We start from the raw sequence: 22182 nt of genomic DNA, 5'->3' as shown, positions 1-22182 counted from the left end.
CAGTTGTTTATTTTGTGGTGATTTAATCATACTAGAGAACGATATGTTTTTTAATACCCAAAAAGAAAAAGTGGACTGACGAATCAGAATTGATTCATCAGTCCACTTTATTATAGAGCCAAAAAAACGTAACAAAATCCTTGTAATAACAAGGACTGTTACGTTTAATCAGAACTATTGAAACTCCACCAAAGATGATAAAACAAAAAAGATGTTATGTTTGTTTATGAAAAACCTTAAATTCAGATGATAAACATTTGATGCCAAGTATTCGTTGATGTTTTTGTTCATCCAAGGTGAGCCGTTATAATAATGATAATTATTTGCAATCATTGCCTTGCTGTCCACCTTGCGTGAACTGACCGCTACTTTTTATCCGTACGAAGAGCTTCTAAGGCAGCTAAAGCGTTTTGTTGATTGATGTTGCCTGATTCTCTCAGTTTTGCTGCTACTTGTTCGATCTCTTCCCCTTTTGCACCAACTGTGATCGCCAATGCTCTGGCTTGTAACGACATATGTCCCTTTTGGATGCCGTCACTGACAAGAGCACGTAATGCAGCAAGATTTTGCGCTAACCCGACTGCTGCGATCACTTGCGCCAATTCTTGTGCAGAATCGATCGCTAACATGTCTAAAGAAGCTTTCGCTTTAGGCAAGACTCTAGACGCCCCTCCGACAGTTGCCACAGCCAAAGGAACAGTCAATTTTCCTACTAAATGATCCTCTTTGATCTGCCAGTCGGTCAATCCTTGGTAATGCCAATGCCCATTTCTGGCAGCATACGCATGGATTGCCGCTGCAGCTGCCCGTGTATCATTTCCTGTTGCCAAAATGACCGCTTCGATACCATTCATGATTCCCTTATTATGGGTCGTTGCCCGATACGGATCTAACTTAGCATATTCGCTTGCTTGACGAATCTTTTCAGCAATCAACTGACCCGTTTCTTTGTTCTTTGCTAACCGCTCAAAAGGAATCGTACAAGTGGCGATCGCTAAAGATTCTGTCGCTAGATTGCTCAAGATACTAAACAAGATTTCTTCTTCCGGAAACCATTCTTTCAGTCGAAGGGCAACACCTTCCAAAATCGAATTGATGATATTGGCACCCATCGCATCTTTGACGTCAACTAAAAAATCCAATGAAAGATAGGCATGTTCACTTCCCATAAATTCACGAGTAGAGATTTCACGCACACCTCCGCCACGCTTGACGATCGAAGGGTAACTTTCGTTTGCACAACTGAATAGTTCTGCTTTTCTTTCTTCAATGACTTCAGTGATTTTTCGATAATCACAACGTCCGGTCATAACGATTTGCCCACGCATCAAGCGTTGCGGGATTTGGACGCTGATATCGCCACACATCTTTGCGCCATTGCTCGCTGCCGCAATCACAGAAGGCTCTTCTGTTGCCATTGGTATCCATTTTTTCTGTCCATTCAACTGGAAATTCAATGCGACACCTAATGGGATCTCTACTTGACTGATTTGATTTTCGATCAAATGATTGGCGATGTCTTCTGCTAACACAGATTCTTTCAAATGTGTCGCGTCTTCTTGCGAGATCACTTTTTCTTGAACTAAACGCTGTCTACGTTGTTCCGGTGTCAGCTCATAAAACTTTTTTTTTTGATCGTCACCAGCTTCTTGCAGATTGGCTTCTAAAAGAACCGCTAATCCAAGACCCCCACCAATACATAAAGAGGCAACGCCATAGCGTTGTTGTGTTCTTCTCAACGCATAGCTTAACGTTGTCAAGATACGCGCACCACTAGCGCCGATCGGGTGACCTAAGGCGATCGCGCCACCATAAATATTGACTTTATCTGCTGGGATATTCAATTCACGATTCACAACGATCGATGACGCCGCAAACGCTTCGTTGATTTCAAATAGATCGATTTCATCAATAGAAAGTTCTGATTTTTCCAACAACGTATTGATTGCTTTGATTGGTGCAACGCCCATGATACTTGGATCGATACCGACTTCAGCCACTCCTTTGATCGTAGCTAAATACGGTAACCCATACGCAATTGCATAATCTTTAGAGGCTAAAATCAAGACAGAGCCTCCATCGTTCAAAGGAGAAGCATTGCCGGCAGTAACCGTACCGTCCTCTGCAAAAACGGTCCGTAACGTACTTAATTTCTCTAACGTACTATTGCCTCGTACGGCTTCATCCGTCGCAAATACTTCTTCATTTTTTGAGATTGGAACGATCTCTTCCTTGAAAATCCCTGCTTCACTCGCTTTTGCCGCTTTTAATTGCGAGTTGAGTGCATATTGATCTTGCTCATTTCTTGTCACAGAAAATTGTTGTGCCACATTTTCTGCAGTCAATCCCATATGTGTATTGGAGAATGCATCAGTCAACCCATCATTCACCATGCTTGAGATTTCTTCAGTCTTCTCATTTTCTAGATCTGCCACTTGTAACATTGGCGCTCTAGTCATACTTTCAACGCCACCGGCTATTACGAGATCCGCTTCGCCTAATTGGATCTGTTGCCGTGCAAGAATCACAGATTTCATACCTGATCCGCAAACTTCATTGATTGTCATTGCTGGCACGCTCACAGGAATCCCGCTATTGATCGCAATCTGTCTTGCAACATTTTGACCGTTTCCTGCTTGAAGCACATTACCAAAAATGACTTGATCGATTGCTTCTTTTTTGACTCCCGTTCTTTCAAGAATCTCTGTGGTGATCATTGTTCCCAACTCAACAGCAGAATAACTGCTTAAACTGCCACGATACTTTCCAATTGGTGTTCGTGCAGCATCTATAATAACGACTTCCTTCAAGTTAAGCCACCCGTTGCCAAAACTATAAATCGTCTAAATGTATCTTAAAATGTACTGATGATTTATAGGTGTTACAATCTTTTGAGCAAACGGATTTCCTCCTTATTTCTCTCAGATTTACGAAAAACGTCACGCTGTAACCGACGAGACGTCCTTCAAAAAATGTTTATCTATATCAAATGGATAGAAAAAATATTAATATTTTCGTAAAAAATGAAAAGACACTTCCTATATAACAGGAAAAAATGGACAGTTGCTCACTATGCTAACTATCGATTGTCTCCTACAAAAATATACCATTCTTTACCGGAAATACAAATATAACATACACCTTTTAAAAAAAGCGCTATATTTTTTTACAAATCCTTAAAAATTAGCTTTTTTGTATTTCTTTTTAGGATTTTGTGATACTTTAATAAAGTAAGTTTTTTATCATGAGTAAAGAGGTGTTGAAATGAAAATAGGGATTGATCGTCTTTCCTTTTTTATTCCTAATTTATTTTTAGATATGACTGAATTAGCAAACAGACGTGGAGATGATCCTGCCAAATACCATATTGGGATCGGTCAAGATCAAATGGCTGTCAATCAGGTTTTTGAAGACATCGTCACGCTAGGAGCAAACGCAGCCAGCAAAATCGTCACAGAAGAAGATCGTGAGAAAATCGATATGGTCATTGTAGGTACCGAGTCAGGTATCGACCAGTCAAAAGCAAGTGCTGTAATTATCCATCATTTGTTAAAGGTCCAACCTTTTGCTCGTTCATTCGAAGTAAAAGAAGCTTGCTACGGGGGAACAGCAGCTTTGCATATGGCAAAAGAATATGTAAAAAATCATCCAGATCGTAAAGTTTTAGTGATTGCCAGCGATATCGCTCGCTACGGTCTAGCAAGTGCTGGTGAAGTGACTCAAGGTGTTGGTGCGGTCGCGATGATGATCACACAAAACCCTCGAATTTTATCCCTTGAAGACCATAGTGTCTTTTTGACCGAAGATATCTATGATTTCTGGCGTCCAAGCTATAGCCAATATCCGGTAGTTGATGGCCCTTTATCCAACTCTACCTATATTGAATCTTTCCAAAAAGTTTGGAATAGATATAAAGAAACAACCGGTCGAACACTTGCTGATTTTGATGCGCTTACGTTCCATATCCCTTATACAAAAATGGGGAAAAAAGCGTTACAAAGTGTGATCGAAGAAACAGATGAAACAACACAAACACGTTTGATGTCCCGTTATGAAGAAGGCATCACCTATAGTCGTCGGATAGGTAATCTATACACTGGTTCACTTTATTTAGGCTTGATTTCTTTACTAGAAAACTCCCAAGCATTAAAAGCCGGTGACCGCATTGGCTTATTCAGCTATGGCTCTGGTGCTGTGAGTGAATTTTTCTCTGGCTATCTAGAAGCAGACTATCAAAACTTCTTATTCAAAGAAGAGAATCAAGCAATGTTAGATAACCGTGAAGCATTAACGGTTGATCAATATGAAGAAATCTTTAACCAAACATTACCTGGACACGGTGAATCAGCTGAATATCATTCAGACCTACCTTATTCGATCTATAAAGTTGAGAATGATATTCGTTTCTATAAAGAGAAATAACTAATATAAAAAAACTGACCTTGATCATTGACTAATAGATAGTCAATAATCGATAGGTCAGTTTATTTGTACTTAGAATTGTTTCATCAGATTGAAATAGTTCTTGAAGATACGATTGAAAGCGTGGATCATCTTGGATTTCTGCGTAATAAGCGCGTAAAAATGAAAGATTTATTTCTTCTTGGGAAACATAAGTAAATTCTTTCCTCTTATACGGAATATGCTTTTTGGACAAATACTCTTCAAATCGGTCCATTACAACCGGTGAACTGTTAGGATCAGATTCCTCGATATCAAAATCCCTTTCAAGCGGCACGAACACATCATCTTCTGATAAAACTACTCGTAAGATCAAACATGCTTTCGTCGCTTTTCTACGTAATTTTTCCAATTGCTCACAGGACACCAACGCAGGATTTGCTGCTGAAAAAACAAGCTCATACGTCTTATTTTCATGTAAAAATTCCGTAAATTCTTGAAGAATGAACTGACAGTTTGTGATACTCATTTGTCTTGCTTCATGCTTTGCATAAGAAAGCATTTCCTCTGAAAAATCAATCAACTCATATTGCTCTATTTCTTTTGCCAATGAAAGATAGCGCCCTGCGCCACCCGCTACATCTACGAAGGATTTCGCTGGCAATAACTCTTCATCTCGTAAATAAGCAGCAAGATCCTGTACGATCATCGTATTGGATTCTTTCTGCGAATCATAATAGTCTTGTGCAAACTCATTCCAATCTTCTTTATTCATTGGAGGTTTTTACTCCTTTCGTTTTCACTTTTCGGAATAAATGTCTTTGGTGCAAAAAAGAAACATTTCAAGTATAAGTATAAACCAAAATCCACGAAAATCGAATGATCTCCGTGGATTTCTTTTTGATTATAGAAGCTGAAACGATTGTTTTAGTCTCGGCTACACGTTATCGAGAAAAATCCCTCTCGTCCGTGATTATTTATTTCCTTGCACACGTACCAAAATCATCTTAGTGATTTCCATCAATACGATCGTTACAAGCGCGATTCCGATACAAGTGAATACTTCAGTCAATCCAAATGCTGCTGGGATCGAGAAGACTTCTTTTAATCCTGGAATCATGGCAATGCAGTATAGTGCGCTACATACAGCCACCGCTAACAACACACTGCGGTTTGAGAAGAAACCAGCTTGGATCGCTGTTTGCGTGTTTGAACGTGCAGGGAATGTTTGCAATGTACGACACCAAATCAAGGTAGAAAATGACATTGCTACACCGAATTCAGGTGAATGTTGCATCCCTAACCATTGAGCAAAAATAACCGCAATACCGATCAAGATCCCACGATAAGTCACAGAGATCAATGTTTTATCCGTAAAGATACCTGAATTTGGATCTCTTGGCGGACGTTTCATTGTCGCAGGTTCTGCTTTTTCTGTTCCTAAGGCAATTGCTGGCAACGAGTCATTGACTAAGTTGATGAACAACAATTGTAACGCTGTAAATGGATTTGACCAATCCGCAACTAAAGCAAAGATGATTGCGATGATCGCACCTAAGTTTCCTGAGAACAAGTAAGAGATGGCTTTTTTGATATTATCAAAAACATTACGTCCTACTTCTACCGCGCTAACGATCGATGCAAAGTTATCATCTGTCAGAACCATTGCCGCAGCATCTTTCGCTACGTCAGTACCTGTACCCATGGCAATACCAATATCTGCTTGTTTCAAGGCTGGCGCATCGTTTACTCCGTCACCAGTCATTGCAGAGATATGGCCTTTTGTTTGCCAAGCACGCACGATACGGATTTTATTTTCCGGTGATACACGTGCATAAACCGTTACTTTTTCTAACACTTCATTTAATTGGTCTTCTGTAAGATCATCTAATTCTGTACCAGTCAATGCTTGGTCACCTTCAGCAAAAATACCGATTTCTTTTGCAATGGCTACCGCAGTCGTTTTGTGGTCTCCAGTGATCATGATCGTTTTGATCCCAGCACTTTTCGCTTCTTTGACCGCTTGAGTGACTTCGTCTCTTGGCGGATCGATCATTGCCATGATCCCCACTAAGATCAAATCATCTTCATCATCAAATGATAAGTCCAAGCTATTGATTGGACGATAAGCAAAGGCTAAAACACGCAATGCACGTTTTGAAAATGCTTCGTTTTGTTCTTGGAATTTTTTCATCAATTCATCTGTCATTGGCACGACTTCGCCATTTACTAATGCCTTCGTACTGCGACCAAAGACGATATCTGGTCCACCTTTGACAAATAAGAATTTGTCTTGATCGATTTCATGGGCAGTTGACATCAATTTTCGATCGGAGTCAAACGGTAATTCTGCTTGTCTAGGATTGCTTTGACGGATCTCACGGTAAGGTTGATTCAATTTTTCACTGAAGTCAATAAAAGCAACTTCTGTTGGATCCCCTAATTTTGAACCATCTTCACTGATTGATGCATCATTTGCTAACACACTGATTTCAATCAAACGACGTTCATCGACCGACCAGTTTTTCGGATCATTTGAAAAATCACCCGTTGCTCCATTCGCTAAGTAATAGTCAACAACTGTCATTTTGTTTTGTGTCAATGTTCCTGTTTTATCTGTACAAATGATACTCGTTGAACCTAATGTTTCCACCGCTGGTAATTTACGGATGATCGCATGTCGCTTCGCCATTTTATTTGTTCCTAATGACAACACGATCGTTACGATCGATTGCAATGCTTCTGGGATCGCTGCTACCGCAACCGCTACAGCAAACATGATCGCACTAACGATATCCGCCGTCATATCTCCAGTTCCGCCACCCATGTAGATACGGAATAACTGGATACCTAAGATCACCAATGATAAGCCTAAAATGGCTAAACTTAACTTCTTACTGAATTTATCTAAACCACGCTGTAATGGTGTAACTTGTTCCGTTGTTGATTCTAACAAACCAGCAACTTCACCGATTTCGGTGTTGTTTCCTGTTGCCGTAACTAAAAATTTCCCACGACCGTAAGTAATGATCGTTCCACTAAACACCATGTTCGAGCGATCACCGATCGGCACAGTCTGAGTGATTTCTACGACTTCTTTTTCTGCTGATGTCGATTCACCAGTCAACATACCTTCATCGACTTTCAATGAACCAGCTTCTAATAGACGTCCATCCGCCGGCACATAGTCACCAGCATCAAGTAAAACGATATCGCCAACTACTAATTCATTCGCCGGAATCGTCATTTCTTTTCCGTCACGGATCACTTTTGCATCCGGTGCAGACAGGTTTTTCAATGCTTCAAGTGAACCTTCTGCTTTTTTCGTTTGGATCACACTGATCACTGAGTTCAACATCAACACGGCAAAGATAACGAAAAATTCGATGTAGTCGCCCATTACCATTTGAATCAATGCAACCACGAGTAACACGATGACCATAGCATCTTTGAATGTTTCCAAAAACAGCTTCCAGGTTGGCTTCTTAGGTGCTTCCTTCAGTTGGTTCAAGCCATCTCTTTCTAATTTTTCTTTTGCTTGCGTACTACTCAACCCGTCAGGTGAGCTTTGCGTTTGTTGCATCAACGTGTCGATCGATTCTTTGTAGACCGTTGATTGAGTGTGTTCCTTGTTTTCCAACTTTCATCCCCCATTTTAGTTAGTGTTTCCGCTATCGCCTGAAAAAAAAGAGACCTAAGACAAATGCGGATTTGTCTTAGGTCTCACCATTTCATACAATACCAGAAAACCATTTGGTTAACTTACTGTTGATATTATCACAACAAATGTTGTCGGTTACTCCCCTAAGGAGATATTCAACTGTATTTTTATACTACATGATTCATTTTTAAAATGCAACAACTTTCGCTTATCGTGCCTGATATTTTCAAAAAATTTCCATCTTTATTTTCTTGATAATAGGCTTCTCCCCTTTCTCATGCTATACTGATGTTATTAAATAAAGGAGGTTTCACTCGTGGTAGGAAGCATTATTACTTTTTTATATGTACTGAACGCACTTATTGCACTTGTAACTATCTTGATCAAGCCTCGAGATGTCGCTGCGATCTGGGCATGGTTGCTCGTTTTGTTCGCTTTACCTGGTTTTGGCTTCGTTCTCTATCTTTTCTTTGGTCGCGGATTGACTGACAAGAAAAAATTCCACCTTCGTCAGAGTGATCTAACAGAACTGGAAAATTTCCAAGACTTCAAGGGAGATACCTTAGAACATTATGACCCCATCATCCAAAATGAAGAACATCAACATTTCGTTGATTTCTTCTCATCCTTGAATCAAATGCCCCTCACCCGAAAAAATGCAGTCACACTGCTGACAGACGGCCAAGAAAAATTAACTGCTGTGCTAAAAGATATTGAAGCAGCTAAGCATTCCATTCACATTGAATATTATGCTTTCGTGACTGACAATATCGGACAGCAGATCTTGACACTATTAGAAAAGAAAGCCGCAGAAGGCGTGGAAGTTCGCTTACTTTACGATGCGTTTGGTTCACATGGCACAAAAACAAAAGATTTCAAGAAGTTGGTCGAAAATGGTGGGCATGTCCACACGTTCATCACTTCGCAACGCGCACTTTTACGCTTTCGTTTGAATTACCATGATCACCGAAAAATCATTGTGGTTGACGGCAAGATCGGCTACACCGGTGGCTTCAATATTGCCAATCAATACGTCAATCATACAAAAAAATTCGGCTACTGGCGTGATACACATATTCGTATCTATGGTGCCGCAGCCTCTTTACTACAACTACGCTTTTTAATGGATTGGAACGTCTCTGTTCCAGATCAAAAAAAAGTCGGTTATCATTTAGATTATTTTTACAAAGTCGACAAAAAAGATCAGGATCAACTATACCAGACATCGATCCAACTTGTTTCTAGTGGACCGAACAATGAGCGTGAACAAATCAAGTTATCATTTATCAAGCTGATCAGTTCAGCAAAAAAACGGGTCTGGATCCAAACACCTTATTTAGTTCCTGATGAAAGTGTGATTGCTGCGTTAAAAATCGCGGCGGCTTCAGGTGTAGAAGTAAAAATCATGATCCCAAACAAGCCAGATCATCCATTCATCTATCGCGCGACACAGTACTATGCACGTCAACTGATCAAAGAAAATATCCAGATCTTGGTTTATGAGAATGGTTTTTTACATGCAAAAACACTGATCATGGACGACGAAATCTGCATGGTCGGCTCAGCCAACCAGGATATCCGCAGCTACCGCTTGAATTTTGAAAGTAGTGCGATCATCTATGATCCAGCTTTCCTACAACAATTAGCTGATCAATTCGTACTTGATGAAAAAGCAAGTATCCCGATGACGACTGAAACAGTCAAAGAAATGTCAAATTGGTTGTTGTTCAAGCAACAGATTTCAAGGCTTTTCTCACCGATTTTGTAATCCTTGATGCGACAAAACAAGCTGGACTACTCAAACTATTTTTGAGCAGTCCAGCTTGTTTTGTCGCATCATACTTTCATCTTATTCGACCGCTTCAGCCGCCCAATGATTGATCGGGCCATATTTATGTCCGACAAAAATTTCTTCTTTGATTGCTTGATTGACATATTGTTTCGCCGTACGAATCGCTGCTTCAACAGTTTCACCTTTTGCTAATTCAGCAGCAATACAGGCAGACAAAGAGTCACCCGTGCCATTGATGCGATCGGTTGCGTAAAATGGAGCTTCCAACCAAAATGTTTTTCCTGAAGCCAAACGAACATAATCCTTGACTGTTTGTTGGTTTGTATCGCTCGCATGATGGCCTTTGATCAAAACATTTTTAGGTCCCATCTTTTGGAGAATTTGAGCCGCTTTGGCATAATCTTCTTCTGTGTTCAATTTGAGACCCGTCAGTTTCTCCGCTTCATAAAAATTAGGTGTCACTACTTCCGCCAGTGGTAAAAGTGCTGTTTTCAACGTACTCAATGCTTCTTTTTCCAATAACTGGTTGCCATGCTTCGTCATTATCACTGGATCAACGACTAAAGGACCAAAATCATACTTCTGAACATTTTTGACCACTGTATTGATCAATGCAGCATCCGCCAACATCCCGGTCTTTGCTGCTTTGACCTGATAATCCTCTGCGATCAGTTCAAACTCTTTGTCGATAAAATCCGTTGGTAAAGGGACACTCGCACCGATCCCATAAGAATTCCCAGCTACACAAGCAGTCAAAACAGATACTCCATAGACCTTTCTGGTAAAAAACGTATGCAGATCGGCTTGCATGCCTGCACTTCCATCGCTATCTGATCCAGCAATCGTCATTACTTGGACATATTGTTGTTCCATTTTATCCATCTCCTATTTGAAATACGTTTGTCTTTTTTATCCTAACGCATTTTCTGTTGGAAAACAAAAAAAGGGATGTGCGTTGGGTCACGCGACATCCCTTAAATAGATAAATCGTATGGGAAAGCTTGCTCCTACAAGGATCATGTAGAAGTCCTCGCTTCAACATCACTTATTTTACAACTAACACATTACATGGCGCATGGTTGACCACATAAGAAGTGGTTGAACCTACTAATGCACGTTCGACAGCGTTCAAACCAGTCGCGCCCATGACGATCAAATCGATCGGCTCTTCTGACTCGTTGAAGTTTGCGATCAATGTTTTTGGATAACCGTATAATACATACGTTTTAATATCGGTCAATCCTTTTTCGATCGCTAAATTTTGGTGTTCCTTCATTTGTTTATCTGCCACTTCATCTAATTCTTCTTGTAAACTTGTTGTGACAAAAGCAAAATCACCAAAATAGTTTCCTGACACCTCATTCACATACAAAATATGCAATTTCGCTTGATTGCGTTTTGCTGTGGCAATTGCCTCAATAAATGCTTTTTCTGATTTTTCTGAACCGTCGATTGCTACTAAAATATTTTTATACGTATCTACCATTGGAACCGCCTCCTTCTTTACTTTTAGTGTAGCACGATTAGAACCGAAGGACAATTCTTAAGGATATTGCATAATAAGAGTGAACGAGTACATAAAAAATAAGGCGGAAAATCTTATTTTGGGATTTTCCGCCTTATTTCAAACAATTTATCGTATTTATTCAGTGATGTTTCTTATTTATTTAATGATCGATCACGCGTCAAAGCCATTATTATCCGCTACTTCTTTGAACCAATGACCAGATTTTTTGATCGTCCGCTTACCATCTTGATCTAGATCGACCGCGATAAAGCCATAACGGTTTTTATAAGCATTTGTCCAAGACCAGTTATCCATACAAGTCCACATATGGTACCCTAAACAATTTGTGCCTTCTTGAATCGCTTGATGCACATATTTTAAATGATCTGTCACAAACTCGATGCGATAATCATCTTCAATCATTCCTTGTTCATTGACATAACGCTCTTCTCCTTCAACACCCATGCCGTTTTCAGAGATGAAACATTTGATATTGCCGTAATTTTCTCGCGTATTTGTCAAGATATCATAGATACCTTTTTCATAGATTTCCCAACCGCGATAAGGATTCATTTTTTTATTCGGCATATCATAGTTGTCAAAATAATCATCTGGTAATGGTGCGCGATCTTTGTCGATTGGCGTTTCTTTCGCTTTGATACGTCGTGGCTGATAATAATTGATCCCTAAAAGATCCACTTTATTTTCTTGGATGATCGTCAAATCTCCTTCTTCCATGACAGGCATGATATCCAATTCTTTAACGATATCGATCAACTCTTGTGGGAACTCACCTTTAACAGCTGGATCAAGGAATGAACGATTGAAAAAGGCATCCGCAATTGCCGCAGCTTTCACATCTTCAGCGTTATTTTCATCACGTGGGTAACTTGGTGTCAAGTTCAGGATAATACCGATCTCTCCATCTTGTCCTGTTTCATGGTAGATTTGTATCGCCTTTGCACTTGCCAAGTTTTCATGGAACCCTACTTGAACTGCTTCTTTGAAGTCCACATGATTAGGATAATGGAATTGATAAAGGTAGCCACCTTCTACAGGTACGATTGGTTCATTATGCGTAAACCATTTCTTCACAAGATCTCCGAACAATTCAAAACATGTTTTGGCATACTCAGCATAAGCTTCGACAGTTTCTCTTGCTAACCAACCACCCTTTTCTTGTAAAGGCATCGGCATATCAAAATGGAAAAGATTGACGAATGGTTCAATACCTTGTGCAATCAGTTCTTCAAAGTACGTGCGATAGAAAGTCACTGCTTGTTCATTTACTTCTCCTGTACCATTAGGAAGCAAACGGCTCCACTGGATCGATGTGCGGAACGTATTATGACCAGTCGCTTTCATCAATGCAACATCTTCTTTATATTTCGTATACACTTGAGAAGTCTTGCTTGGTCCTACTTGATTGAAAAACTTCTCAGGTTCCAAGTCGTACCAATGATCCCAAATGTTTTCTCCTTTGCCATCTCCTGTAACACGTCCTTCTGTCTGCGGGCCGCTAGCAGCTGAACCCCACCAAAAATTTTCTGGAAATACATATTTTGTCATGTTTTGTCCCTCACTTAATTTTCTTTTGATAACGTAATCATACCAAACCATAAAAATAAATCAATACTTTTTAAATAAATGACTAGACATTTATCCAGTTTGAAGTTATACTCATTTTGTAATCGATTGCAAATTATAATAGAGGTGAATAAAATGAACGGTTTTATGGATAAACTAGCTCAGAAAATCATGCCTTTAGCGAACCTTCTAGGGCAAAATCGTTACTTGACAGTGTTACGGGATGCATTTATGTTATCTTTCCCTTTAACAATGTTCGGATCGATTGTTGTCGTTTTCAATAACTTACCATTCTTTAGTGATGCAACTAAAGGAACGCTATCAAGCTTATTTGGAAATGGGCAAAATGCAACAATGAGTATCATGTCAGTCTTTGTTACTTTTGGTATTGGCTATTATTTATCTAAATCATATGATGTTGAAGGTATTTTTGGAGGCGCTGTCTCATTTGCCAGCTTCTTGATCTTAACGCCTTTCGTCATGACAACTGTCGGTGGCGAAGAAGTATCTGGTGTGTTGACTCTTGATCGCTTAGGCGCAAAAGGAATGTTCATCGGTATGATCGCTGCTTTCATCGCAGGTGAAATCTACTGCCGCATCACAAAACGTGGTTGGCAGATCAAAATGCCCGCAAGTGTCCCACCAGCTGTAACAAAATCATTTGCTGCATTGATCCCAGCGGTTGTGACTTTGACTGTTTTCTTGATCATCAATGCAGTTATGACTGGCGTTTTCCATGCAAACTTACATGATGTCGTTTATGAAGTCATCCAGAAACCATTGACTGGTTTAGGAAGTAGTTTACCTGCTACTTTGATTGCTTTGTTCTTTGTACAATTCCTATGGTTCTTTGGTCTTCATGGTCAAATCATCGTCAACTCTGTAATGGACCCTATTTGGAACACGTTGATGCTTGATAACTTAGAAGCTTACCAAAATGGTCAAGAATTGCCTCATATCATCACGAAACCATTTATGGAAACATTCACTGTAGGAATCGGTGGATCAGGGATGACTTTAGCAGTCGTTCTATTGATGGCATTTGTTTTGAAGAAAAAACAATACCGTGATGTTGGTCGTTTAGCTCTTGCTCCAGGAATTTTCAACGTCAATGAACCAGCCATTTTCGGTTTGCCGATCGTATTGAATGCAACGATCTTGATTCCTTGGGTTGTCGCACCATTAGTCGTAACAACTTTCAACTATCTAGTGATGGCAGCAGGAATCGTACCCGCTCCAACTGGTGTCTCCGTTCCATGGACAGTACCGATCATTGCGAGCGGTGTGTTAGCTACAAACTCATGGTTAGGCGGCTTGCTACAAGTCATCGATTTTGTGATCGTCGCTGTCATCTGGTATCCGTTCTTGATGATCTTAGATAAACAACCTGATATGGATGTTGTCTGATTTGACGAGATCAGAAGCTAATTTTTGAAGTCGAAACAAACATTTTTTTAATGACAATCAAAAAGGCCTCCACGAAATTTGCTCATTGCATTTTCGTGGAGGCTTTTTTATTAATTAAATAGTATCTAAATCCTTATTTCTCTTGCTTGTACATTCGACTGTCCTCCCAATCGGGTACGATTTCTTTCAAACTTGCTGCGACATAATGGTTTTCGCCGACTTTTACCCAATCAGGATCAACAGATTCAGTTGCTTTGAAATTTGTGAAATCAAATCGTTTATTTTCTTTATTATAAAAATCAATTGGTTCAGATTGTTTTTGTTGGATATCCGTTCTTAAAAACGCTGCTAATAAGCGACGTGTATATGGATGATGTGCATTTTTGAAAATGTCTTCGATTGATGCACTTTCTACGATTTTTCCGCCATGCATGACGATCACATCATCTGCCATTTTACTGATGACACCAAGGTCATGCGTAATGAATAAAATACTCGTTCCTAGCTTATTTTTCAACTCATCCATCAACTTTAATATATCCGCTTGGATGATGACATCTAAAGCAGTCGTCGGCTCATCAGCAATCAATAGTTTCGGATTACAAGCTAACGCCATCGCAATCATCACTCGCTGGCTCATCCCACCTGAAAGCTGATGCGGATATTGCTTTGCCACCCGATTGACATCGGTGATCTTGACTGCTTCTAACAACTCATACGCTCTCATTAAAGCTGCTTTTTTACTTAGATCCTGATGTAACCTCAACGCTTCGATCAACTGTGCTTTGATTGTGAAAACCGGATTCAAACTCGTCATTGGCTCTTGGAAAATCATCGAAATCTCATTTCCGCGAATCTGTAGAAGCTCTTTCTTTGAAAAATCCCGAATATTTTTACCTTCAAAGCGGATCTCCCCTTCAGCAATGTATTGATTGCGCTGAAAGAGTTGCAAGATCGACATCGCAGTTTGACTTTTCCCACTCCCACTTTCGCCAACGATGCCCAGCGTTTTTCCTTTTTCAAGAGAAAAAGTAACACCTTTGACCGCTTTGACTGTTCCACGTTTTGTATCAAAATAGGTGTGTAGATTATTTACCTCGAGTAACTTCATCCAAACCTCCTTCTTAATCTGTTGTGACAATGCCACCCAGTTTCTTATAAGATTTCAGCCACACAGATTATTTCTACTTCGAATGGTATCGATTGTCTCTTTTCTGTCATTAGTTTAATGTGCATTTTACAAAATGATCTGGTTCTACTTCGACCCAATCGGGATCTGTATCTTGCTCTTTTGAATAGTAAAAGGCAAACTCAGGGTAGGTTTCTTGAAGATCCCACTGCTGCTGATCCTCATCAAGTGTCGGGATCGCATTTAGCAATTGTCTTGTATAAGGATGGACAGGATTTTTGAAGATCATGCTTGCTGGTGCTATTTCTACGATATGTCCAAAATACATGACTGCGATACGATCGGAAATAAATCTCACGACACCGAGGTCATGCGTAATAAATAAATAGGTCAGGTTAAGTTCCTCACGTAACTCTTGAAGCAAGTTGATGATTTGCGACTGAATAGAAACATCTAATGCAGAGACTGCCTCATCACAAACAATAAATTTCGGTTTAAGAGCGAGTGCTCTTGCAATGCCGATCCTTTGACGTTGCCCACCGGAAAATTGGTGTGGATATCGATCAATAAATTCTTTCTTCAGCCCACATTTTTCCATAATATCAATGATATACGCCTCATACTTTGGATCTTTTTTATTTTTGAAAAACTGATGGATCAATAGTCCTTCTCCGATGATCTCCCCGACAGTCAAGCGTGGGTCCAACGAGGAATATGGATCTTGAAAAATGATTTGTAAATCCTTGCGTAATGCTTGCGATTCCTTCGAAGTTAAATTAGCAAGGTCAATCCCTGAGTCTAACTGTTGCTCAAAGTACTCAAAATCTTTATTGCCCATTACTTCTTTTCTCAGTTGTGAAACTGTTTGGTTGATAACCGCTAACTCTTCTTGTTGCTGTTGAAGCGTTTCTTCGATCCGGTCAATTTCTTTCTGATCGACAGATGCCCCCATTAATTGTTTCTGTTGGTTGAAAGTAAGACTTCTTTTACTTTTAGCAATACTCGATGCCACTTGATAGTGAGCCAATAATGTCTTACTCACTTTTTTTAGATCTTCGTGTAAAATCAATCCTCCTACAAGTCGTAACATATTGCCATAGTCATTTTCAAAAACAGCCTTTTTTAGACGTAATTGCTCCGTTACATGATCCGCTTCTGAGCTATTTCTACTACGCTTATTTTCAAGTTCAGCTATCACACTTCTTGCTTTCTCAAAAGACTTCATTTTTTGTGGAAGTTCTTGATAGATTTTTTTCATATATAAAGGTGTAAAGTCCTCTAAGGTTTCTCCGTAATAAAGAGTAGAGCCGCTCGTTTGTCGTTGTAATTGGATGATGGTACGACCAAATGTTGACTTGCCACAGCCACTTTCACCAACAATCCCTAGTGTCTCGCCTTTTAGGATATCTACTGAAATATCCTTGTTGGCTTTTACATAATCTTTCCCAATACTAAAAGGATTTTTTTTCTTGATAGGAAAATGTTTTTCTAGATTTTTGATGCGCAAAATAGTTTCCATAGCCAATCACCTCTCTCTCATTTTCGGATCAATGGCATCACGAATACCATCTCCGATCAAATTAAAGGATAAGATTGTCAAAACAATCGCCATTCCTGGATAGATCGTTAAATAAGAATGCGTACGAATATAACTACGGCCAAAATTCAACATCGTTCCCCACTCCGCTACAGAAGCTTCCATCCCTAAACCAATAAAGCCTAAGCCGACCGCTGATAAGATCGCCGTTGCAACTCCCATTGAAGCTTGAACAATCACTGGTGACATCACATTTGGCAGAATATGCTTGAAAATCAATAAATTGGCATTTGCACCTAACGCGGTTCCTGCTTCAATAAACTGCTTTTCTTTGACAGACATTACACTGGCTCGAATGATCCGAGCAAATATGGGGATATTCGCTAAACCAATCGCAATAATCATATTCATTAAACTTGAACCAAAGGAAGAAACGATCGCAATCGCTAATAAGATGGAGGGAATCGACAACAAGATATCACAAAACCGCATGATCAATGTATCGATCCAACCTCTAAAGTAGCCAGATAGTACGCCTAAGATCCCGCCAAAAAACAAAGCCAACAAGACCGAGCAACCCCCAACTGTCAATGAGACACGTGTACCATAAATCAGTCGGCTCAAAACATCACGACCTAAATCATCTGTCCCTAACCAATGCGTACGATTGGGAGACTGCAAAGCATTACTAAGATCCTGCTCTCTCATTCCATAAGGTGCAATAAAATCAGCGAAAATCGCAACAAAGATCAATAAACAGATAAAAAATAAGCCGAACATAGCACGTCGATTGGATTTCAACGCTTGCCAAATCTCTTGTCTAGATCCTTCAGACTTGCCGGCAATCGATTCTGTTTTTGCTAAATTATTTTTTCTAAGAAACATAATTTCCTCCTTTAGTCATATGAGGTTTTTATTCGTGGGTCTATATAGGCATAAAGAATGTCTACACATAGATTGACCAACGTGAAAATAAATGCGATAAACAGGACCCCACCTTGAACGATCATCGTATCTCTTGTTCTGATCGCATTGACCATCAAGGTACCGATCCCATTGATACTGAAAACAGTCTCTGTTAGAACTGCGCCTCCTAACAAAGCGCCAAATTGCAGCCCAATGATCGTCACGACAGGGATCAATGCATTTCTCAACGCATGATGAAACGTCACCGTCGAGTCGCCGACTCCCTTAGCTTTTGCTGTTCGAATATAATCTTGATCTAAAACATCCATCATACTTGACCGAGTAATACGGGCAATGCTTCCAATGGAAGAAGAGGCTAATGCAAACACAGGCATGATCATTTGTTGCCAATTACTAAAACCCGTTGCAGGCAACCAGCCAAGTGTTGATGTAAATAAAATGATCAATAACAAGGCTTGCCAAAATGTTGGCATTGAGACGCCTAATAATGAAATGAACATAACGACGTTGTCGATTTTTGAATACGGTCGAGTCGCCGATACGACCCCCATCGGAATCCCGATCAACGAAGCAATTAAAATACTCCACGTCGATAGTTTGAGCGTATTCGGTAGACGAGTAAGAATTTCGTCAAGCACCACTCGTCCTGAAACATACGATCTACCGAGATCAAAATCGATGAACACATTCCTGATATAGCGGAAAAATTGTTCGATAAAGTGACGATCGAGTCCCATTTGGCGCCTCATTGCCTCATATTGTTCTTGCGTTGCTCCTTCACCTAAAACCATCGTTACTGGATCGCCAGGTGATAAGTACATAATCGTGAATACAATAAAAGTGACCCCCAACAACACCGGGAACAACCATAGTATTCTTTTTACAATGTATTGGAACATCTTATCATCTCCTTAAAGAGGTAGTTACAGAAGGGTTTATCTTTAGAAAATAAGCGCAAAAACCCGAAAATGATTCTGCCGATTTTGGGTTTTCGCACTTATTTCTGCATGCACTACTTCTGTAACACTGTTTATTCGATTTCAGAGGTAAAAGATGACTAATGCCACCGCTCCTCCTCTAAACATACCTTTAATTTTTTGACACAACATTTAGGAAGTAACTTCCTGTTGGATGGTGTTCAAATCCTTGGACCCAATTACGAACACCAGACACGTTTTCCCTTGTTTGTAAATATACCCAAGGAACATCTGAATTGATGATCTCTTGTACTGTATGATAATACACTTCACGTTCGCCTTGTTCAGATGTGTAACGTGCAGCTTCTAATAATTCATCTACCTCTTCATTATGGTAGAAAGAGCGATTTCCTGATTCACCAAAATTACTAGAGTGGAACAACGGGTGCAGTCCATAATCGGCATCTGTTGTGATTGTCGTCCATCCTAATAAAAACATATCCGCTTCTCCAAGAGCCGTCGCATCAAGAAATGCGCCCCATTCCATCTGATGAACTTCAACCGTAATTCCTAGTTCTGCTAAAGCTTCTGAAACAATTTGAGAAACTCGAATTCTTTCTTGGTTGTTATCGCCGACATATAAAGAGAGAGAGAACCCACCATCTGGATAGCCTGCATCTGCTAATAGTTCTTTCGCAAGGTCCATATCATATGGTGTCGCTTCTAAATCGCCATTGAATCCAAAAACTAGTTCATTGATCGGACCACTCATCGGCGTCCCAATCCCCATATGCACCGTCTCAATGATCGATTCAACATCAATTGCATGTGCGATTGCTTCACGAACGCCAACCTCTTGAAGGGGCGTGTCATTTTGTAAATTGAAACCTAGATATTCTGTTCCTAAGTTTTCAGTATTCAATAAAGTCAAATCATCATTTTCCTCAACGGTACTATTATCTGAAGGAGAAATATCATAAGCAATATCAACGGTTCCTGATTCCAATTCAATCAAACGAACACTTGAATCTGTGATCGTGCGAAACTCAATTCGTTCCACTCCATCAACATCGTCCCAATGATCAGAAAAGCGTTCTAACGTCAGTTGGCTCCCCGTCACCCATTCAGTAAACTCAAATGGTCCAGTACCTACAACACTGTTGATCCCATAATCTTCACCAGCTTCTTCTACAGCAACTTCACTTAAAATACCGACAGCTGGATGAGCAAGGTGAGTTAAGAAAGGACCAAAAGAATCATGGGTACCGATACGAATCGTATGATCGTCGATTACTTCGATCGTCTCAGGATCAACCGAACCGATAATATGACTGATCGAAGGAGATTCAGTTGCGCGGTGTAACGTATAAGCAACATCAGAAGCCGTTAATGGTTCACCATTATGGAAAACAACATCTTCCCGTAAGATGAACTCATAAATATTTTCTTCCACTTCTTCCCAATCTGTAGCTAATCCAGGTACCAACTCTAAATCGTTCGTTTGCTTGATCAACGTCTCATAGATTTGTCTTGCCACTCTACTTGTCGCCTGATCGTTTGTTTGATGAATATCTAATGTCACCGGATCTGCACCAGTAGCCACTACTAAGACATTGGGATCAGGACTACTTGAGCCTGATGCGCTGTCTCCATCACCAGTTCCACATGCACCTAAAAACAATGCACCTGTTAACAGCAATAAGAATCCTCTTGTTTTACGATTTTTCATACGTATCCTCCATTTCACAGTTTATTTTCTCTAACCTATTTTTCATTTAAAAGATAACGATACCAAAATATTTTTAATCGTATTCTAATTTAACTAAAATCCACGCGCTATCTTTTTGCCAATACCCCAATAAACAACAGAGATTATCTTAAATGATAATCTGTCAAATTGTTTGCTTGAAAATATTAAAGCTCATTATATATTAATCTTTTTCTTATGTAAACATAATTTTTAGAATTTTTTCTTTTTTTTGAATCTTTATACTTTTGACTAAAAATACTTTAAAATGACATTTTATGCGATAAATATCCATACATAGCGATTTTTCTGAGTATTGTTACATTTGTTTTTTTTTGAAATTCAACTCTTAATAAAGCTTGTTTAAAAGTGGGAAATTGAGGTAGCAATTACTTTTTTCTTTAGCATTTTTTAGATAATCGTTTAATCATTTATAGGTTCATTTGTCCCATCCATGATCAAAACCTACTATATAAAAAAATCAGCGTTTTTCTTGATCACGTAGATTAACGATCTTTGCTCTTCCCTTTACAAATTTATAAAATCAATTCATGTACACGGTCATCCACACTTCTCATGCTTTTATTGGTTGTCGGGGCTATGATCTTTCGTTATACTCAAAGTGAGGTGAAAAACGTGCCAAAATATGAAGAAATCGCAAATATCTTAAGAGATCGAATTCGTTCAAAAACTTATCCACCAAATAGTTTTTTACCAAATCAAGTGGATCTAGTCGAAGAATTCAATGCTAGTCGAATGACGATCAAAAAAGCCATCAACATTCTAGCCATGGAAGGACTCGTTTACTCGCAACGAGGATCAGGAACTAAGATTTTAAGCCATCCTTATTTAAACAAAGATACTTCTCCTGCGAATGAATACGAAGGATTAAGTTTACAAATGAAACGACGCCAACGCTCCCTAACAAGTCAGATCATTCAATTTGACGTCGAGTTCCCTAATGCTTTTATCCAAGAACGTTTGATGATCGATGCAGAACAGCCAGTTTATAACATTCATCGCTTGCGTATCTTAGACGATGAACCGTATATTTTAGAACACACTTTTATGCCAGTCCAACTTGTTCCAGGATTAAAGAAAGAACATCTTTTGTCATCCATCTATGATTATTTGCACAAAGAACTCAATGTCCATTTTGCTGGTGCTTATCGTGCAATCTCAGCAGACAAAAGTTCCGCATTTGATCAACAGTATTTAAATTGCGCCGAAACAGACCCAGTACTTGAGGTCCAACAAGTCGTCTACCTAAAAGACGGTCAACCGATCGAGTATTCCTCAAGTCGCAATCGCTTCGACGTCCGCAATTATTCACTGTTAGATGTACGAGCAAATCAGTAGCTGAAGTGAGGAATCCAGTATTCACTTCAAAAAAGCAACGGCCACATTCATGAAGTGCGCCCCCTAAGTTAGATCTTGTGGTCTAACTTAGGGGGCGTACTTCATCAACTATCGTGACCGTTGCTTTTTTTATTAAGCCAGCTTATTCGTCTTCTCATTTTAAAATCAAACAAACAAACCCCCTCTCTTTCAAGTAGCAGGACATATTTAT

15 protein-coding genes are annotated in these 22182 nt (G+C 39.6%); 4 read left to right on the top strand and 11 right to left on the bottom strand.

Going from position 1 to position 22182, the window contains the following annotated elements:
- Window positions 1-365: 365 nt before the first annotated feature.
- The gene (locus DOK79_RS11340) at window positions 366-2810 is read right to left on the bottom strand and encodes a hydroxymethylglutaryl-CoA reductase, degradative (protein WP_206857679.1); all 2445 of its coding nucleotides are present in this window, start codon (window positions 2808-2810) and stop codon (window positions 366-368) included.
- Window positions 2811-3264: 454 nt separating this feature from the next.
- Here DOK79_RS11340 and DOK79_RS11335 point away from each other — a divergent pair, with 454 nt between their 5' ends.
- Window positions 3265-4422, top strand: a complete 1158-nt coding sequence (locus DOK79_RS11335; RefSeq protein WP_206857688.1) for a hydroxymethylglutaryl-CoA synthase — start codon at window positions 3265-3267, stop codon at window positions 4420-4422.
- Between the two features lie 31 nt (window positions 4423-4453).
- On the opposite strand, the gene DOK79_RS11330 is transcribed toward DOK79_RS11335, so the two are convergent.
- Window positions 4454-5176: a class I SAM-dependent methyltransferase gene (locus DOK79_RS11330; RefSeq protein ID WP_206857691.1), complete on the bottom strand. Its 723-nt coding sequence runs from the start codon at window positions 5174-5176 to the stop codon at window positions 4454-4456.
- 198 nt (window positions 5177-5374) lie between these two features.
- Window positions 5375-8041, bottom strand: a complete 2667-nt coding sequence (locus tag DOK79_RS11325; RefSeq protein ID WP_206857693.1) for a cation-translocating P-type ATPase — start codon at window positions 8039-8041, stop codon at window positions 5375-5377.
- A 337-nt stretch (window positions 8042-8378) separates the two neighbouring features.
- Between DOK79_RS11325 and cls the strand changes: the two genes are divergently transcribed.
- Window positions 8379-9830 (top strand): cardiolipin synthase, encoded by a 1452-nt coding sequence (cls, locus tag DOK79_RS11320; RefSeq protein WP_206857695.1) that lies wholly within the window; start codon window positions 8379-8381, stop codon window positions 9828-9830.
- Between the two features lie 81 nt (window positions 9831-9911).
- On the opposite strand, the gene thiD is transcribed toward cls, so the two are convergent.
- The 3 genes from thiD to DOK79_RS11305 form a co-directional block, all read right to left on the bottom strand.
- Entirely contained in the window at window positions 9912-10727 is an 816-nt protein-coding gene (gene thiD, locus DOK79_RS11315; protein ID WP_206856446.1) for a bifunctional hydroxymethylpyrimidine kinase/phosphomethylpyrimidine kinase, read from the bottom strand.
- A gap of 172 nt (window positions 10728-10899) precedes the next feature.
- Window positions 10900-11340, bottom strand: a complete 441-nt coding sequence (locus DOK79_RS11310; protein ID WP_206856444.1) for a universal stress protein — start codon at window positions 11338-11340, stop codon at window positions 10900-10902.
- 192 nt (window positions 11341-11532) lie between these two features.
- Entirely contained in the window at window positions 11533-12930 is a 1398-nt protein-coding gene (locus tag DOK79_RS11305) for a glycoside hydrolase family 1 protein (RefSeq protein WP_206856442.1), read from the bottom strand.
- 153 nt (window positions 12931-13083) lie between these two features.
- Between DOK79_RS11305 and celB the strand changes: the two genes are divergently transcribed.
- Window positions 13084-14355: a PTS cellobiose transporter subunit IIC gene (gene celB / locus DOK79_RS11300; protein WP_019723475.1), complete on the top strand. Its 1272-nt coding sequence runs from the start codon at window positions 13084-13086 to the stop codon at window positions 14353-14355.
- 133 nt (window positions 14356-14488) lie between these two features.
- Here the strand turns inward: celB and DOK79_RS11295 are convergent, their stop codons facing one another.
- From DOK79_RS11295 to DOK79_RS11275, 5 genes are all read right to left on the bottom strand, one after another.
- Window positions 14489-15466 (bottom strand): ABC transporter ATP-binding protein, encoded by a 978-nt coding sequence (locus DOK79_RS11295; protein ID WP_206856440.1) that lies wholly within the window; start codon window positions 15464-15466, stop codon window positions 14489-14491.
- Between the two features lie 109 nt (window positions 15467-15575).
- The gene (locus DOK79_RS11290) at window positions 15576-17003 is read right to left on the bottom strand and encodes an ATP-binding cassette domain-containing protein (protein WP_206856436.1); all 1428 of its coding nucleotides are present in this window, start codon (window positions 17001-17003) and stop codon (window positions 15576-15578) included.
- 6 nt (window positions 17004-17009) lie between these two features.
- Window positions 17010-17906: an ABC transporter permease gene (locus tag DOK79_RS11285; RefSeq protein WP_206856432.1), complete on the bottom strand. Its 897-nt coding sequence runs from the start codon at window positions 17904-17906 to the stop codon at window positions 17010-17012.
- A gap of 11 nt (window positions 17907-17917) precedes the next feature.
- Entirely contained in the window at window positions 17918-18847 is a 930-nt protein-coding gene (locus DOK79_RS11280) for an ABC transporter permease (protein WP_206856431.1), read from the bottom strand.
- A 190-nt stretch (window positions 18848-19037) separates the two neighbouring features.
- Window positions 19038-20594: an ABC transporter substrate-binding protein gene (locus DOK79_RS11275; RefSeq protein WP_206856430.1), complete on the bottom strand. Its 1557-nt coding sequence runs from the start codon at window positions 20592-20594 to the stop codon at window positions 19038-19040.
- Between the two features lie 654 nt (window positions 20595-21248).
- On the opposite strand from DOK79_RS11275, the gene DOK79_RS11270 reads away from it, so the two are divergent.
- Window positions 21249-21971, top strand: coding sequence for a UTRA domain-containing protein (locus DOK79_RS11270; RefSeq protein ID WP_206856428.1), 723 nt, complete (start codon window positions 21249-21251; stop codon window positions 21969-21971).
- Window positions 21972-22182 lie beyond the last annotated feature (211 nt).

The organism is Enterococcus sp. DIV1094 (genome assembly GCF_017316305.2).
GTDB lineage: Bacteria > Bacillota > Bacilli > Lactobacillales > Enterococcaceae > Enterococcus_B > Enterococcus_B mangumiae.
This window is presented reverse-complemented; position numbering and strand designations above follow the sequence as displayed.